The following is a 17870-nucleotide window of genomic DNA, read 5'->3' on the forward strand; positions in this document are numbered from 1 at the left end:
TCGAAAATCGACTCAAATCTGATAATCATATCCCGAATTTCCCTCATAAGTAAACTCAAAATGGGAGTTGGAATGGCTGACCAATTTAGGATCTACGTAATAAGAATTGCTTCTGGAGTTAGGAGTGCTGTTGTCTTTGATGTATTTTTTAATGGTTTTAATATCCACTTTATAAAAGTTTTTTCAAATATATAAAATGATTTTTTGGCTGGACCTGATTATCAAAAAAATGCGGGAATTTTTGATAATAACTAGAACCACTACCTTGATTGAAAATAAATTTTACGATTTAAATTCCAGCTATTTATAAAAGAAACGAGAGAAGTACTTCCCTCGTTTCATTGCTAAGATCTATTATTTAAAAATCTATTATCTCTTGTCTAAATTACATCTTCTCCATTTTAAAACTCATACTTTCAATCACTTTCAAAATCGCTTCTACCGTATCCATCGATGTTAAACACGGGACGCCGTTTTCTACCGAAGTCCGGCGGATCTGGAAACCGTCGCGTTCGGATTGTTTTCCTTTGGTCATGGTATTTACGATGTATTGAACCTTTCCTTTTTGGATTAAATCGATGAGATTAATTTCCGGATTTTCTTCGATTTTGTAACCGATTTTGGTGCGGACTCCATGTTGTTCAAAATAATTGGCGGTTCCTTCGGTTGCCCAAATTCGGAAACCTATTTCCTGAAATCTCCGCGCCAGTTCGCATGCTTCTGGTTTATGTTTGTCTGCCACAGTGAAAAGGATCGAACCGTGTAAAGGCATTTTTCGTCCGGCACCAATTAAACCTTTGTACAAGGCTTTTTCCAGGGTTACATCTTTCCCCATCACTTCTCCGGTCGATTTCATTTCCGGGCCGAGGGAAATATCAACTCTCGTTAATTTTGAAAAAGAAAAGACCGGAACTTTTACAAAGACACCTTCTTTGTTTGGTGCCAAACCGTTTTTGTAACCTAAGTCTTTTAATTTTTGTCCGAGAATTGCTTTCGTTGCTAAGTTGGCCATCGGAATTTCGGTGATTTTCGATAAGAAAGGAACGGTTCTCGACGAACGTGGATTCACCTCGATGACATACACATTTCCTTCTGACAAAACATATTGAATATTCATTAAACCAATGACATTCAACCCTTTCGCCAATCTTTCGGTGTAATCGACCAAAGTTGCGATCTGTTCAGCATTGATATTTTGCGGTGGATAAACCGCGATGGAATCTCCGGAGTGAACTCCCGCCCTTTCAATATGTTCCATAATCCCTGGAATCACCACGGTTTCACCATCACAAATGGCATCAACTTCTATTTCTTTTCCGGTCAGATACCGGTCAATCAGGATCGGATGTTCCGAATTTTCTTTCACCGCATTGGTCATATAATGAGCGAGTTCCGCTTCATCATACACGATTTCCATCGCTCTTCCACCCAAAACATAACTCGGACGAACCAACACCGGGAAACCGATGTCATTGGCGATGACCAAAGCTTCTTCTTTCGTAAAACAGGTTTTTCCCAAAGGTTGCGGAATTCCCATTTCCTGAAGTGCGGCTTCAAATTTATTTCTGTTTTCGGCACGATCCAGATCTTCCAGAGAAGTTCCTAAAATCTGAACACCATGTGCTGCTAATTTATCGGCCAAATTGATGGCGGTTTGTCCACCAAACTGTACGATTACGCCTTTTGGTTTTTCGAGTTCGATGATATTCATCACATCTTCTTCCGTTAAAGGCTCGAAATAAAGTTTATCGGAAATGGAGAAATCGGTGGAAACCGTTTCCGGATTATTATTAATGATAATCGCTTCGTAACCCATTTCTTTAATCGCCCAAACCGAGTGAACCGTGGCATAATCGAATTCTACTCCCTGCCCAATCCGTATCGGACCAGAACCGAGAACGATGATTTTTTCTTTATTGGAAGGAATACTTTCGTTTTCTTCTTCGTAAGTTCCGTAGAAATAAGGAGTTTCGCTTTCGAATTCTGCGGCACAGGTATCGACCATTTTGTAAACCGGCATCACTCCATTATTTTTTCTGAATTCAAAAATTTCTTTTTGCGTGGAATCCCATAATGTTGCGATGCTTAAATCTGAAAACCCTAATTTCTTGGCTTCGAGTAAAGTTTCTTTATCCAATTTATTTTCTGAAATTACTTTCTCAAAATCGATCAGTTTTTTAATTTTCCAGATGAAAAATTTGTCGATTTTACTCCACTCCACGATTTTCTCCCAATCGTAACCTCGCCGCAAAGCATCGCCAATAATGAATAAACGCTCATCATCACAAACCCTGATTCTTCTTTCGATTTCTTCGTCGGTTAATGCTTCTGCCTGTTTGGATTTCAGTCCGATATGTCTTAAACCCGTTTCCAAAGAACGGATGGCTTTCTGCAATGATTCCTCAAAATTCCTTCCGATCGCCATCACTTCGCCGGTTGCTTTCATCTGCGTAGAAAGTCTGCGGTCAGCGGTTTCAAATTTATCAAAAGGGAAACGCGGGAATTTCGTTACCACATAATCCAAAGCAGGTTCAAAACACGCGTAGGTCTTTCCTGTAACCGGATTCATGATTTCATCTAAAGTCAAACCGACTGCTATCTTTGCCGCGATTTTTGCAATCGGATAACCTGTTGCTTTACTCGCCAAAGCGGATGAACGGGAAACTCTTGGATTCACCTCGATGATATAATAATCGTAAGAATTCGGATCTAAAGCCAACTGAACATTACAGCCACCTTCAATTCCTAAGGCGCGAATAATCTTTAATGAAGAGTTTCGCAACATTTGATATTCCCGGTCAGAAAGCGTTTGCGAAGGCGCGACTACAATGGAATCCCCGGTATGAATCCCTACGGGATCGACGTTTTCCATATTACAAACCACAATCGCGTTGTCGTTTTTGTCGCGCATCACTTCATATTCGATTTCTTTGAAACCAGCGATGGATTTTTCAATCAAACATTGATCAACAGGACTGTATTTCAAACCAAACTCGGTAATTTCTTTCAGTTCTTCTTTGGTATTGGCAATTCCGCCGCCGGTTCCGCCCATTGTAAAAGCTGGACGCACAATCACCGGATAACCGATTTTTTCGGCAAAGCGCAAAGCACTTTCAACATCATTTACAATATCAGAATCTGGAACAGGTTCGCCCAATTCATTCATTAAATTACGGAACAAATCCCGGTCTTCAGCTTGATTGATGGCTGATAATTTGGTTCCCAAAACCTCCACTTTGCATTCCTCCAAAATCCCGGAATTTTGTAATTCTACCGCCATATTCAAGCCGGTTTGTCCGCCCAAAGTCGGCAAAAGCGCATCGGGTCTTTCTTTGCGGATAATATGACTTACAAATTCCAGAGAAATCGGTTCAATATATACTTTATCAGCAATTTCTACATCCGTCATAATCGTTGCGGGATTAGAATTGATCAAAATCACTTTGTAGCCTTCTTCTCTCAAAGATAAGCAAGCCTGCGTTCCTGCGTAATCGAATTCGGCGGCCTGACCAATGATGATGGGACCGGAGCCGATTACTAAAATTGTTTTTATGTCGCTTCTTTTCATTTTTTTACTTTGATTTAAAAGTGAAGATTAGATACTTTTAAATTATTTTTTAGGTTTATTTTCTAACATTTTTTTCGCAGATAAATCGCTCACTACTTTTTTACCGGTTTTCGATTCCAGTTCCAAGCGCGCTACTTTTGCAACATTTCCACCTTGTTGGGCGACTGTTTTATTTTCCTCAAAAGTCCCGGGATTTACTGCCTGCGAAATATCTTTCGTTGATGCTTCTGCCAACATATTTAAAATCAATTCGGTGTTGGTCATATTATCGCGAAGATTTTCTTTTTTCAGACCTTTGTGTTTTTTGTATTCTTTGGTGTTTTTATCGCTCCAACCTTTTGTGATGATATCTGTGAGCACTGCGAATTGTTGTCCTTCTTTCATTCCAAGACGTTTCCATTCATCAGTTAATTCCTTCCGGATTTCGATGCTTTTTAATCTTTGATTAATCCAGTTTTCAGAATATCCCAGATTCAAATAATCCTGCATTGCTTTATTGATACTTAATTCCGGATCCTGCATTTCATCGAGTCTATCAGAACCAACCTGAGCCAACCAAAGTTTGAATGGTTCTGCTTTTTTGGAAGGAACGGATTGGATTAGCCTCAAAAGCTGTTGAGTATCTGCAACATCTGTTAATCTTGATTTCCCATCTGGCGCAGTCATTTTCAACTGTCCGATTTTTTCGGACAGTTCACTTCCTTCCTTTGCCAGTTTGGCTTTTAAGTCACTCCAATATTTTCTTGGCCGTTTATTTTCAACTAAAATTTCAATAACATCAATAATGGAAAAATACCATTTCTCCTGCTCTTCGTCCCAAACCGAACGAACTTGTTTTTGTTCAAAAAGTTGGATATTCGTGGTTTTCATAAAATTAATTTACCAATTTAACGATCTATGAACTTTCTTTTTTCTTCCAAAAGTTCACAATACTCAATACTATCTAAAGAAAACTGAACTGTTTTTTGAGGATTATTTTCAAAATTGATCATATTCGTAATTTTAAGACTGATACCCTTTTAAATTGGAGGATTGAAAAATTGTGAATCTGTTCCATTTTTAAATTGTTCCATTAGAACGATAAACTCATCAAACAAGTAATTCGCATCTTCCGGTCCTGGACTTGCTTCCGGGTGATATTGCACAGAAAAACAGGGGTGAATTTTATGTTTTAGACCTTCATTCGTTCTGTCGTTTAATGCGATATGCGTTTCTTCTAAATCGGTCTTTTTTAAAGATTCCTGATCGACGGCATAACCGTGATTTTGGGACGTGATGGCGACTTTGTTTTTCTTCAAATCCAAGACCGGATGATTCCCGCCACGGTGTCCGAATTTAAGTTTAAAAGTTTTTGCGCCACAAGCCAAACCAATCAATTGGTGTCCCAAACAGATTCCAAAAATGGGAACTTTTCCTAAAAGTTTCTGAATCATTTCGGTCGCTCCTTTTACATCCACCGGATCTCCAGGACCGTTGGAAAGCATGACTCCATCAGGATTGATCAACAGAATTTCTTCTGCGGTTGTATCCTGAGAAACTACGGTCACGTCGCAATCCCGCTGAGCAAGTTCCCGTAAAATTCCGAGTTTGGAACCGTAATCGACCAAAACGACTTTCAAACCTCTTCCCGGGTTTGCGTACGAAGTTTTGGTAGAAACCTGCGCAACCTGATCGGTGGCTAAAATACTGGCTTTTAAAGCTTCAATGACTGCATTTTCATCAGCATCTTCACTCACTATTTTTCCTTTTACAACTCCTGAATTCCTAAGGATTCTTGTTAATCTCCGCGTGTCAATTCCAGAAATTCCGGAGAGATTACGCTTTTTAAAAAATTCATCAAGATCCATTTGTGCCCTGAAATTGGAGGGAAAATCACAAACCTCTTTTACAATTAAACCTTTAATCGCAGGTTCGATACTTTCGTAATCATCACGGTTAATTCCGTAATTTCCGATGAGCGGATAGGTCATGCAAACAATCTGTCCGCAATAAGAAGGATCGGAGATCAATTCCTGATAGCCGGTCATTCCCGTATTGAAAACGACTTCGCCTTCAATGTCCTGGTCGGCTCCGAAACCTTTTCCGCGGAATACTTCGCCGGATTCTAATATTAATTTCTTTTTCATTTTTACTTTTTACTAAATCGTCACTTTTTATTTTTATTGCAAAGACGCAAAATTTCTTTCATAATCCTGCGCCAATCCAGGTTGTAAAATCATTTGACTTGGCTTTTAGAAAGGGCTACTTATCACTGCACTTCTTCGAACTCAAATCCTTTTGCTTCAAGAGCGGTTTTCAAAATAGCCATTCTGGCGAAAACACCGTTTTCCATTTGTTTGAAAATTCGGGAACGGCTGCATTCTACCAATTCCCCGTCGATTTCAACTCCTCTGTTAATCGGTGCCGGATGCATGATGATCGCATTTTTCTTCATTGCTGTTTCGCGTTCTTTGGTTAATCCAAATTTCCGGTGGTATTTTTCGGGAGAGAGATTTAACTTTTCATCGCTTTCATGTCTTTCATGCTGGATTCTCAATAACATTAAAACATCCACTTCTTTCACCAAATCATCAATGGATAAATAAGTTCCGTTGATAATCGTACCTTCATCAAACCACTGTTCCGGACCGGAGAAATATACTTTTGCTCCCATTTTTCTTAAAACTTCGGCGTTCGAATTCGCAACGCGGCTGTGTTTTACATCGCCCACGATCCCGACTTTCAACCCTTTGAATTTCCCAAATTCCTGCTGAATGGTCATTAAATCTAGAATATTTTGAGAAGGATGATTTCCGGTTCCATCGCCACCATTAATAATAGCAATATCAATTCCTTTGAACTCATCGTAAAATTTTTCTTTTTTATGACGGATGACACAAAGATCGATTCCCAAACTTTTCATGGTTTTTACCGTGTCGTAAAGTGATTCTCCTTTATTAACGGAACTTGCAGAGATGTCAAAAGGAACTACATTTAGTCCCAACTTTCGTTCGGCAACATCGAAACTGGTTTTTGTACGCGTACTGTCTTCAAAAAAAAGATTGGACACATAAATTTCCTGTTTCGCTTTCAATACTTTCCCCTTTGAAAACTCTTCTGCTTCCTGGAGTAATTTGTTGATTTTTTCTACGGATAAATCGGCTGTTCTGAGCATAATTTTAGTTTTTAATTCAAAAAAAAACGAAGCCAAAATGACTTCGTTGTAAATAAATATCGTAATTATCGGCATTGCTGCCTTTATGTAAATCGTCTAATGGAAATATTCTTTTCATTAGATGCAAAGATATCATTTTTTTTGAAATCTGAAAAAATTTTTTTTCAACAAATCAAACTATTCCCGATGAACACCCAATTTTTTGTTTAATTTTTAATATTTTTGTTCAAAATCAAATTTATGGATGCCAAGGACAGAATGATTCTCAGTTTACTTCAGGAAGACTCTACAATATCGGTGAAAGAAGTTTCGGAGAAGATTGGTCTGACTTTTACGCCCACTTATGAACGGATCAAGCAACTTGAGAAACAAAATGTCATCGAGAAATATGTCGCCATCCTTAATCGGGAGAAACTCGGTCTGAATATTATCGTTTACTGTAATATCCGCTTAAAAGAGCAATCTCAAAAAACTTTGGAAGACTTTGAAAAACATATCGAAAGTTTCGAGGAAGTACAGGAAATCATCAGCCTTTCCGGGGAATATGATTATATGTTGAAAATTATCGCAAAGGACATTAACTCTTACAACGACTTCGCTGTTAATGTCATCTCTAACTCGCCAAATATCTGGCAATATCACAGTTCGATTGCTTTACATGAAGTAAAAAAATCGACCAAGTTTAAATTGGATTAAGCCAATAATTTAGAAGAGATTTTATGAAACTGATGGGCAATTTCATCTAAACACAAATTACCAATACTGCCTTGATGGCTGTGATTCAAATCTTTTGTATCATACTGAAAATCATCATTTTCAATATCATTTCCTACTTTTACATAAGCATCCCGAAATGAATTTCCGTTTTTGACTTCTTCATTAATTTTTTCTACGCTGAACAAATATTTGTATTTTTCGTCTTCTAAAATTCCTTCTTTCACTTCAATATTTGGCAAAGTATAAATCAGAATTTCCAGACATTCTTTTAAAGAATCAATCGCCGGAAAAAGGATTTCTTTGGTCAGCTGCATATCGCGGTGATAGCCGGAAGGCAAGTTGTTGGTCAACAAAATCAGTTCATTGGGCAAAGACTGGATTCGGTTGCAACGCGCTCTTACCAACTCAAAAATGTCCGGATTTTTCTTGTGCGGCATAATGCTGCTTCCGGTAGTAAATTCTTTCGGAAAACTAATGAAATCAAAATTCTGACTTAAATACAGACAAATATCATAAGAAAACTTACCTAAAGTTCCTGCCAAAACTGCCATCGAAGATGCGAGTAATTTCTCGGATTTTCCACGCGTCATCTGTGCGTAAACAGAATTGTAATTTAATGTTTTAAAACCCAGATGATAAGTCGTACTTTCCCGATCAATTGGGAAGGAAGAACCATAACCAGCGGCTGAACCCAAAGGATTTTTATTGATGATGTTTTTAACCGACAAAAGCAGTTCCAAATCATCGACCAAGGCTTCTGCATAAGCGCCAAACCACAATCCGAAAGACGACGGCATCGCAATCTGAAAATGCGTATAACCTGGCAACAGGACCTTTTTGTGCTGATCTGCCAAACGAATCAGCAGTTGGAATAGAGAATCCGTCAGTTCACCAATTGCTCTGATTTCATCTAACAGATACAATTTAATATCCAACAAAACCTGATCGTTTCTGGAACGTGCAGTGTGAATTTTCTTTCCGGTATCGCCTAATTTTCTTATTAAAACAGATTCAATTTGAGAGTGAATATCTTCTGCTTCGCTATCGATTTCGAAAGTATTATTTTCGATGCTTTCTAAAATTTCATTTAAAACTGCAAGCAATTCAAGTGATTCCTCATTTGAAATCAGTCCTACTTCTGCCAACATTCTGCAATGTGCCATCGATCCCAAAACATCGTATTTTGCCAACCGATCATCGAAATCTAAATCCTTCCCAACGGTAAAATGATTTACCAATTGGTCGGTTAATGATTTATCTTTTTGCCAAATTTTTTTCATTATTTCTTTTATTTTTCATAGGGCTTCACCCTATGCTATTTTATTTCGCCACTTCGTGGCTGCCCAATTGAAGCATTTAATAAAATGAGTTACAATATTTTTTCTAAAATTTTAATATAGATTTCAATACCTTCATTTATTTCATTAATGTAAATAAATTCGTCGGCGGTATGAGATCGTGTGCTGTCTCCGGGACCAATTTTCACCGATGTACAAGGAATAATTGCCTGATCCGAAGAGGTTGGTGAGCCGTACGTTGTTCGACCGATTTCTAAACCTGCTTTTACGATCGGATGATCTTCATTAATTCTCGAAGAATTTAACCTGAACGATCGCCCAGTTAATTTGGATTTCATTTCGGACTGAATGATTTCAAAAACTTCTTTATTGCTGTATTCATCAGTCACACGAACATCTAAAGTAAAATTACATTTTTCGGGAACCACGTTGTGTTGCGTTCCGGCATTGATGACCGAAAGCGTGACTTTCACTTCACCCAAATAGGGCGAAACTTTCGGAAATTTGAAGTTCAAAATATGATCTAAATCTGCCATGCATTTCACAATCGCATTATCCTGATTTGGATGCGCCGCATGAGAAGCCGTTCCCAACATTTCGCCATCGATAACCAATAATCCTTTTTCTGCGATGGCTAAATTCATTTTTGTAGGTTCGCCAACAATTGCTAATTCTACGTTTGGAAGTTGGGGAAAAAGCAATTCGATTCCTTCTTTTCCTGAAATTTCTTCTTCGGCTGTTAACGCAATAATTAAATTATGGGAAAGATTTTCGTTCTCATAAAAATGCAGAAAAACCTGAACCATCGAAACCAAAGAAGCACCGGCATCATTGCTTCCTAAACCAAATATTTTTCCGTCTTTTTCAATGGGAATAAACGGATCAATTGTAAATGCTTTATTTGGTTTCACCGTATCGTGATGCGTATTCAAAACAATCGACGGTTTGGTTTCATCAAAATATTGATTGACCGCCCAAATATTATTTTTCAGTCTTTTTGTAGGAATATTTCTTTGATGAAAAAAACCTTCAATAACTAAAGAAACATCGTATTCATCTTTACTTAAAGATGGTGTTGCAATGATTTTTTTTAATAATTCCGTTGCGTTTAATACTAATTCTTCCTGACTATAATATGATTTCTGTTCCTTCATTTTGATGATTAATTTGGTTTTGTAATTTGGTTTCATTGTGTAAAACCACCTTATTTACATTGTTTTCTTTCGCCTGAAAAGCATTGGTAAGTTTGGGTAAAATTCCTTGATGCAATTTATTTTCAGACCTTAACTGCTCGTATTTTGCAAAGTTTAACATCTTTACAGCAGAATCCGGATTTACCACATCTTCTAAAACGCCGTCTTTATCAAAGCAATACAAAAGTTCGACATCATAGTTTTGAGATAAAGCCTGCGCTAAAACTGAAGCCACAGAATCCGCATTCGTATTGAGCAAATCACCTTTCTGGTCGTGCGTAATTGCCGAAAAAACTGGAGATAACTGTAATTCTAAAAATTTTTGAAGTAAATCAACATTGACACTTTTCGAATCGACATCTCCAACAAATCCATAATCAACATTTGAAACCGACCGTTTTTCACTTTTAATTAAATTCCCATCTGCGCCTGAAAATCCAATCGCATTACAGTTAAAATTCTGAAGTTTTGCAACGATTTTTTTATTGATCTTACCGGCATAGACCATGGTAACAATATCCAGAGTTTCCTCATTGGTGATTCTTCTACCGTCAGTCATTTGTTGAGGAACATTTAGTTCTACCGCTAAATCTGAAGCCAGCTTTCCGCCACCGTGAACCAATATTTTCAATGCATTTATAGAAGCAAATTGCTCTAAAAAATTCATTAGAGTTTCCTGATTATCGATTAACGAACCACCGATTTTAATGACATATAATTTCTGTTTATCCATGATGATTTACTTTTAAGTCGGCAATTCATCTAAAATTTCACTGAAAACCGTCTGTGCTGAAAAGATTCTGTTTTTTGCCTCTTGATAGATAATCGAGTTTTCGCTGTCCATCACTTCATCGCTCAACTCTACATTTCTTCGAACCGGCAAACAATGCATCACTTTCGCATTTTGCGTTGCATTTAATTTTTCCTGTGTCAACATCCAGTTTTCTTTGACTTCGGGCATTGCAGCGTAATCTTCAAACGATGACCAGTTTTTAACATAGATAAAATCAGCATCTTTTAAGGCTTCATTTTGGTCATGAAAAACAGTGGTATTTTTTACAAACTTTGGATCCAAACCATAGCCTTCGGGATTGGCAATTACGAAATCTACTTCCATCGATTGCATCCATTCAGTAAAAGAATTGGCAACGGCGTGAGCAATTGGTTTAATATGGGGCGCCCAGGTTAACACGACTTTCGGTTTGCGATTTTCTTTCCAATTTTCAGTTATAGTTATGCAATCTGCAAAACTTTGCAAAGGATGCCGCGTTGCAGATTCCAAAGAAATCACCGGAACTTTTGCATATTTCAAAAACTGTGATAAAATACTTTCATTCACGTCATCTTCCTTATTCTGCATTCCTGCAAAACAACGCACCGCAATGATGTCGCAATATTGATTCAAAACCTCTACAGCATCCTTAACATGCTCCACGGTTCCGCCATTCATCACTGCTCCATCTGCGAATTCAAGATTCCAGGCTTCCTGCGATGCGTTTAAAATAAGTACATTTAATCCTAAATTCTGAGCGGCAATCTGACTGCTCAATCTGGTTCTTAAACTGGAGTTTAAAAATACAAGACCAATTGTTTTTCCTTTTCCTTTATTCGGCTCTGACAATGGATTATTTTTAATCTGAAGCGCCTTTTTTATCATGGACTGAAGATCATTAATATCTTCTATGGAAGTGAAATTTTTCATTTTCTTTTTATTTAAAATTTGCCTTTTGGCAGTTGAAATGAATCTTAAAAAAGACTCCTAATTTTGAAGAACAGACTTTAAAGCACCGATGAATATATCGGCTTCTTTTTCTGTAATATTGATTGAAGGAAGAATTCTCAGCACATTTGCATCATTAGAATTTCCCGTAAAAACGTGATGTTTCGTCAATAAGTCGGACCGGATTTCTGCACAAGGTTGATCCAACTCAATTCCAATCATTAAACCTCTGCGCCTGATAGATTTGATGTGGTTGAAATTCTGAATTTCAGATTCGATATAAGATCCTATTTTTTCTGAATTTTCAATAAGATTTTCATTTTTAATGACCTCTAAAACTGCAATTCCGGCAGCACAAGCCAAATGATTTCCACCGAAAGTAGTTCCCAACAGTCCATTGCTGGCTTTGAATTTCGGACTGATTAAAACGCCGCCCATCGGGAAACCATTTCCCATTCCTTTTGCCACCGTAATCAAATCGGGCTGAATATCAAATTCCTGATGTGCAAAGAATTTCCCGGATCTTCCGTAACCGGATTGAACCTCATCCATAATTAAAACGACCTCGTTTTCAGCACAAAGATTTTTAAGCGCCTGAATCATTTCTTCCGTTGGTAAAATAATCCCGCCAACTCCCTGAATTCCTTCGATGATTACTGACGAAATCTCGCCTTGATTTTCTGCGAGCAATTGTTTTAACTGAGCCACATTATTCCATTCACATTTTATAAAACGGTCTGAAAAATTAACAGGTGCAACAATTTTAGGATTATCTGTCACAGAAACTGCGGCGGAAGTCCGGCCATGAAATGAACCAGAGAAATAAATCACTTTCTTTTTTCCGTTATGAAACGAAGCGAGTTTCAAAGCATTTTCATTCGCTTCTGCACCAGAATTGCAGAGAAAAAGCGAATAATTTTCATATCCTGAAATTTGACCCAACTTTTCTGCTAATTCTGTTTGTAAATCATTTTGAACAGAATTCGAATAAAACGATATTTTTTCTAACTGATTTTTCAGTTTATTTTGATAATGAGGATGGTTATGACCGATGGAAATCACAGCGTGCCCTCCATAAAAATCAAGATATTTTTCGCCTTTATCATCCCAAAGAAAAGAACCTTCTGCTTTTACAGGATTGATATTAAATAAAGGATATACTTGGAATAAATTCATTTTTACTTTTTTAATAATGCATTTTTAAAATGCAATGGGTTTTAACTGAAGACCGGTATTTTCTTCCCAATCCATGGCGATATTCATATTTTGCACAGCTTGTCCGGAAGCACCTTTTAATAAATTGTCAATCGCAGAATGAACCACGATCGTATCTTTATTTTTTTCAATGTGAATGGCGCATCTGTTGGTATTAACAACTTGCTTCATATCGATTGGCTTTTCTGATACAGTCACAAAAGCAGAATCTTTATAAAAACCCTGATATATTTCCTGAATTTCATGTAATTCTAAATCACATTTAATGATCGAACTGGTGAAAATTCCTCGTACAAAATCGCCACGCCAAGGAACAAAATGAAGTTCGATTTCCTTTTCATTTGATTGATTTAAAGTCTGCAAAACCTCATCTACATGTTGATGCGATAAAGTTTTGTAGGCTGAAATATTATCATTACGCCAGGAAAAATGAGTCGTCGATTGTAGCGACTGCCCCGCTCCGGTAGAACCTGTGATTCCTGTGGTATAAATATTTTTCAGTAATTTCTCTTTTGCTAAAGGCAATAATGCCAATTGAATTGCGGTGGCAAAACAGCCGGGATTTGCAATACTTTTAGCAGATTTCAATTCATTTTTATAAAGTTCAGGTAAACCGTAAATGAAATTTCTGTCCTGAAAATCACTTTCCAGCCGGAAATCATTTCCTAAATCGATGACCAAAACATTTTCTTTTACCGGATTTTCCGTCAACCAATTTTTGCTTTCCTGATGAGGCAGACACAAAAATAAAATGTCAACTTCTTCAGTTTGATTGGTTAAAGTCATTTCACAAATCTCAATTAAATCCGGATAAATATCAGAAACCTTGATTCCTGCATTCGAACGGCTGTATAAAAACTGAAGTTCAACTTTCGGATGAAAAGCCAGCAACCGCACCAGTTCGCTACCGGTGTAACCATTGGCCCCAATTATTCCTGCCGATTTCATGATGACTTATTTATTTGATGATAAATCGACAATGAATTGCTGAGAACTTTGGTAAATCCTTTCACATCTTCGCCAGTCCAGGCAAGATTTGCTTCGCCATAACTTCCGAATTCTGCGGACATTAAGTCGTTTTCAGATTCAATTCCATTCAACACAAAACGGTAAGAATGAAGCGTTATCAATACTTTCCCGTTCACGCTTTTCTGAGAATCATTAAAGAAAACTTCGATATTTCTCATGACCGGATCTAAGAAAAGTGCTTCGTGAAGCCAGTTTCCGTACCAGTCTGCCAATTGAGATTTGATGGTTTGCTGGTATTTTGAAAGTGTATGTTTTTCCAACAAATGATGCGCTTTAATGATCACCGTTGCTGCTGCTGCTTCGAAACCAACGCGACCTTTAATGCCAACAATCGTATCGCCGACGTGAATATCACGACCAATTCCATAAACCTTTGCAAGTTCTTCAATTTTCTGAATCGCTAAAACCGGATGAGAAAACTCCTCGCCATTCACACCGATGATTTCGCCATTTTTAAATTCAATTTCCAAATCAGAAGATTCCGTTTTCTCCACTTGTGAAGGAAAGGCTTCTTCGGGCAGATTGTTTTTCGACGTCAGCGTTTCTTTTCCGCCGACCGAAGTTCCCCAAAGTCCTTTATTAATGGAATATTGCGCTTTTTCAAAATCCATTTCATAGCCGTGATTTTTCAAAAATAAAATCTCTTCTTCCCGTGATAAAGACATATCACGAATTGGGGTAATAATTTCGATGTTCGGACACATGACCTGAAAAATCAAATCAAAACGCACCTGATCATTTCCCGCTCCTGTACTTCCGTGAGCGATTGCTGCTGCCCCAATTTTCTGCGCAAATTTTGCAATATTCTGCGCCTGAACGGTTCGTTCTGCGCTTACAGAAAGCGGATAAGTATTGTTTTTCAACACATTTCCGAAAATCAAATATTTAACACACTCATTATAATACGACTGAACAGCATCAATAAAAGTATAGGAACTTACGCCCAGTTTTTCTGCTTTCAATTTCAGTTCCTGCTCCTCATCTTTAGAAAACCCACCGGTATTTACGGTCACCGCATGAACATCATACCCTAAATTTTCGCTGAGATATTTCGCACAATAGGAAGTATCTAATCCTCCACTAAATGCTAGTACTACACTTTTCTTCATCGTTTTGTTTTTCTTTTGTTAATTGGTCTTTGTCGTTTTTCGGCGCAAAAAGCATTGCGGTACAAAGGCAATTTTGTCGATTTTTACTCATTAAAATTTCATAATTGACGCAGGTTTTACATCCACTCCAAAACGCTTCATCCTGGGTTAATTCTGAATAAATAACCGGTTTATATCCCATTTCAGCATTAATTTTCATGACCGCCAATCCCGTCGTTAAACCAAAAATTTTTGCATTCGGATATCTTTCTCTGGATAATTGAAAAATTCTTTCCTTAATTAAAGTGGCATAGCCTTTATTTCTAAATTTTGAGGAAACAATAAGTCCCGAATTCGCAACAAACTCACCATGTGACCAGGTTTCGATGTAGCAGAAGCCAACCCAAGTTCCGTCATCTTCTGAGGCAACGACTGCTTTTCCTTCCAGAATTTTGTCACTGATATAATCCAGTGACCGTTTCGAAATACCCGTTCCCCGTTTCTTGGCTGAATCTGCAATTTCATGCTGTATTTCTTCTGCGTATTTCAAATGTTTATCTGAAGAAACTTCTATTTTCATTTATTTACAACTTTTAAAGCAACAAATTTAAGATAAAAAATCTTTATTAAACAAATAAAACAACAATTAATTACTGTTAAAATTTAATTAAAAAGATTTTTAACCCAAACCGCCTAATATAAAAGGATATAATATCTGGAAAACCAAATGAGATGATCATAGAAAAAAATCACTAAATGAGAGGGAGAAAATAAAAATTGTAAAAAATATCATTTTACAGAGTCGATTTTTTTATCTTCATACAAAATTTGAAAACCCTCTTTTCATTATATCTTGAGTAAAAACACAAAATCTTGATAAAACAAAATCCTTCAAAGGAAGCCGCGTCCTAATTAGCGGATAGCAGGATAAAGCTCCTAAAAAAAAGTAGAAAACTAAACAATAATAAAGCATGAAAAATTACGTAATAGACGATTTGCCCGACTATTTTAAACAGTACAAAAAATCCATCAAAAACCCGAAAAAATTCTGGGATAAAGTGGCCGATGAAAATTTCGTGTGGTACCAACGCTGGTCCAAAGTGGTAGATTACAACATGGAAGAAGCGAAAATCAAATGGTTTAAAAATGCAAAACTGAACATCACCAAAAACTGTATTGACCGGCATTTGAACGAGCGTGGCGACAAAACGGCGATTATTTTTGAACCCAACGATCCCAAAGAAGAAGCGCAACATATTTCCTACAGTGAATTGCGCGACCGTGTCTGTAAAATGGCGAATGTACTGCGTGATCAGGGCGTGCAAAAAGGCGACCGTGTTTGTATTTATCTGCCGATGATTCCCGAACTGGCAGTTTCGATGCTGGCGTGTGCGAGATTGGGCGCGGTTCATTCCGTGATCTTTGCAGGATTTTCGGCAAACGCAGTGGAATCTCGGGTGAATGATTGCGGTGCGAAAATGATCATCTGTTCAGACGGAAGTTTCCGCGGCTCAAAATCAATCGATTTAAAAGGAATCATTGATGAAGCTGTAGAAAAATGCCCGACAGTAGAAAAAGTTTTGGTCGTAAAAAGAACCGGAAGCGAAGTGAAAATGAAGGAAGGACGGGATTTTTGGCTGGAACCTCTGTATGAAAAAGCAGCCTCAGATTTTATTTCGGTGATTATGGATGCAGAAGATCCTCTTTTTATTTTGTACACTTCCGGTTCCACTGGAAAACCCAAAGGAATGCTTCATACAACGGCTGGTTATATGGTTTATACGGCCTATACTTTTAAAAATGTTTTTAATTATAAAGAGAATGATATTTATTGGTGCACCGCAGATATTGGCTGGATAACCGGTCATTCCTACATTCTGTACGGGCCGCTTGCAAATGGCGCCACGACGGTCATTTTCGAAGGCGTGCCGACTTATCCGGAACCGGACCGTTTCTGGGAAGTCATCGAAAAACATAAAGTCACGCAATTTTACACTGCTCCGACAGCGATTCGTGCTCTGGCAAAAGAATCTTACGAATGGGTTGAAAAACACGATCTGTCGAGTTTACGCGTCATTGGCTCCGTGGGAGAGCCGATTAACGATGAAGCGTGGCATTGGTACAATGATCATGTCGGCAAAAGAAAATGCCCGATTGTTGATACCTGGTGGCAGACAGAAACAGGTGGAATTATGATTTCGCCGCTTCCTTTTATTACGCCTACAAAACCAACTTACGCAACCTTGCCTTTGCCGGGAATCCAACCTGTTTTGATGGATGACAAACGGAATGAAATCACAGGAAATCAAGTCGATGGAAATTTATGCATCCGTTTTCCGTGGCCGGGAATTGCAAGAACGATTTGGGGCGATCATCAAAGATACAAAGACACCTATTTCACCGCTTTCCCAGGGAAATATTTTACCGGAGACGGCGCTTTGCGGGATGAAGTTGGGTATTACAGAATCACCGGTCGGGTTGATGATGTGATCATCGTTTCCGGGCATAATTTGGGAACTGCACCGATTGAAGACAGTGTAAATTTACATCCAGCCGTTGCAGAATCAGCAATCGTCGGTTATCCGCACGATGTGAAAGGAAGTGCGCTTTACGGTTTCGTGATGTTGAAAGACAGCGGTGAAGACCGTGATAGAGATAATTTGAGAAAAGAAATCAACAACGTTATTTCGGATACGATTGGACCAATCGCGAAACTTGATAAAATTCAGTTTGTTTCTGCCTTGCCAAAAACCCGTTCCGGTAAAATCATGCGTCGTATTTTGAGAAAAATTGCGGAAGGTGATTTTGCTAATTTCGGGGATACTTCTACCCTACTGAATCCGGAGATCGTAGAAGAGATTAAGAATGAGAAGATTTAATTTGTTGAT

15 protein-coding genes are annotated in these 17870 nt (G+C 37.9%); 2 read left to right on the forward strand and 13 right to left on the reverse strand.

Annotation, left to right across the window (positions count from 1 at the left end; genetic code table 11):
• Window positions 1-12: 12 nt before the first annotated feature.
• The 5 genes from QF004_RS04970 to QF004_RS04990 form a co-directional block, all read right to left on the reverse strand.
• On the reverse strand, window positions 13-168 hold the full coding sequence (locus QF004_RS04970) for a hypothetical protein (protein ID WP_307423454.1): 156 nt from the start codon (window positions 166-168) through the stop codon (window positions 13-15).
• Window positions 169-385: 217 nt separating this feature from the next.
• Window positions 386-3568 (reverse strand): carbamoyl-phosphate synthase large subunit, encoded by a 3183-nt coding sequence (gene carB, locus QF004_RS04975; protein WP_307423457.1) that lies wholly within the window; start codon window positions 3566-3568, stop codon window positions 386-388.
• A gap of 42 nt (window positions 3569-3610) precedes the next feature.
• A complete protein-coding gene (locus tag QF004_RS04980; protein WP_307423459.1) occupies window positions 3611-4438 on the reverse strand; it encodes a Bro-N domain-containing protein in 828 nt (275 codons plus the stop codon).
• A gap of 149 nt (window positions 4439-4587) precedes the next feature.
• Window positions 4588-5694, reverse strand: coding sequence for a carbamoyl phosphate synthase small subunit (locus QF004_RS04985; RefSeq protein ID WP_307423462.1), 1107 nt, complete (start codon window positions 5692-5694; stop codon window positions 4588-4590).
• A gap of 122 nt (window positions 5695-5816) precedes the next feature.
• Window positions 5817-6722: an aspartate carbamoyltransferase catalytic subunit gene (locus QF004_RS04990; protein WP_133438418.1), complete on the reverse strand. Its 906-nt coding sequence runs from the start codon at window positions 6720-6722 to the stop codon at window positions 5817-5819.
• A 240-nt stretch (window positions 6723-6962) separates the two neighbouring features.
• Between QF004_RS04990 and QF004_RS04995 the strand changes: the two genes are divergently transcribed.
• Window positions 6963-7418 (forward strand): Lrp/AsnC family transcriptional regulator, encoded by a 456-nt coding sequence (locus QF004_RS04995; protein WP_133438419.1) that lies wholly within the window; start codon window positions 6963-6965, stop codon window positions 7416-7418.
• Here the strand turns inward: QF004_RS04995 and argH are convergent.
• The 8 genes from argH to QF004_RS05035 form a co-directional block, all read right to left on the reverse strand.
• Window positions 7415-8719, reverse strand: coding sequence for an argininosuccinate lyase (gene argH / locus QF004_RS05000; RefSeq protein WP_307423465.1), 1305 nt, complete (start codon window positions 8717-8719; stop codon window positions 7415-7417). The genes QF004_RS04995 and argH overlap by 4 nt on opposite strands.
• An 89-nt stretch (window positions 8720-8808) precedes the next feature.
• Entirely contained in the window at window positions 8809-9891 is a 1083-nt protein-coding gene (locus tag QF004_RS05005; RefSeq protein ID WP_307423618.1) for a M20 family metallo-hydrolase, read from the reverse strand.
• Entirely contained in the window at window positions 9866-10663 is a 798-nt protein-coding gene (gene argB / locus QF004_RS05010; RefSeq protein WP_133438421.1) for an acetylglutamate kinase, read from the reverse strand. The genes QF004_RS05005 and argB overlap by 26 nt, the downstream gene beginning before the upstream one ends.
• Before the next feature lie 12 nt (window positions 10664-10675).
• Window positions 10676-11632 (reverse strand): N-acetylornithine carbamoyltransferase, encoded by a 957-nt coding sequence (locus QF004_RS05015; protein WP_307423470.1) that lies wholly within the window; start codon window positions 11630-11632, stop codon window positions 10676-10678.
• A gap of 57 nt (window positions 11633-11689) precedes the next feature.
• A complete protein-coding gene (locus tag QF004_RS05020; protein ID WP_307423473.1) occupies window positions 11690-12826 on the reverse strand; it encodes an aspartate aminotransferase family protein in 1137 nt (378 codons plus the stop codon).
• Window positions 12827-12850: 24 nt separating this feature from the next.
• Entirely contained in the window at window positions 12851-13813 is a 963-nt protein-coding gene (gene argC, locus QF004_RS05025; RefSeq protein WP_307423476.1) for an N-acetyl-gamma-glutamyl-phosphate reductase, read from the reverse strand.
• A complete protein-coding gene (locus QF004_RS05030; RefSeq protein WP_307423479.1) occupies window positions 13810-15003 on the reverse strand; it encodes an argininosuccinate synthase in 1194 nt (397 codons plus the stop codon). The genes argC and QF004_RS05030 overlap by 4 nt, the downstream gene beginning before the upstream one ends.
• The gene (locus QF004_RS05035) at window positions 14975-15562 is read right to left on the reverse strand and encodes a GNAT family N-acetyltransferase (RefSeq protein ID WP_307423483.1); all 588 of its coding nucleotides are present in this window, start codon (window positions 15560-15562) and stop codon (window positions 14975-14977) included. Before QF004_RS05035 ends, QF004_RS05030 begins: the two co-directional genes overlap by 29 nt.
• 391 nt (window positions 15563-15953) lie before the next feature.
• Here QF004_RS05035 and acs point away from each other — a divergent pair, with 391 nt between their 5' ends.
• Window positions 15954-17861: an acetate--CoA ligase gene (gene acs, locus QF004_RS05040; protein ID WP_307423486.1), complete on the forward strand. Its 1908-nt coding sequence runs from the start codon at window positions 15954-15956 to the stop codon at window positions 17859-17861.
• Window positions 17862-17870 lie beyond the last annotated feature (9 nt).

The sequence above is a fragment of the Chryseobacterium sp. MDT2-18 genome, from assembly GCF_030815285.1.
In the GTDB taxonomy this organism is placed as follows: domain Bacteria; phylum Bacteroidota; class Bacteroidia; order Flavobacteriales; family Weeksellaceae; genus Kaistella; species Kaistella salivictor.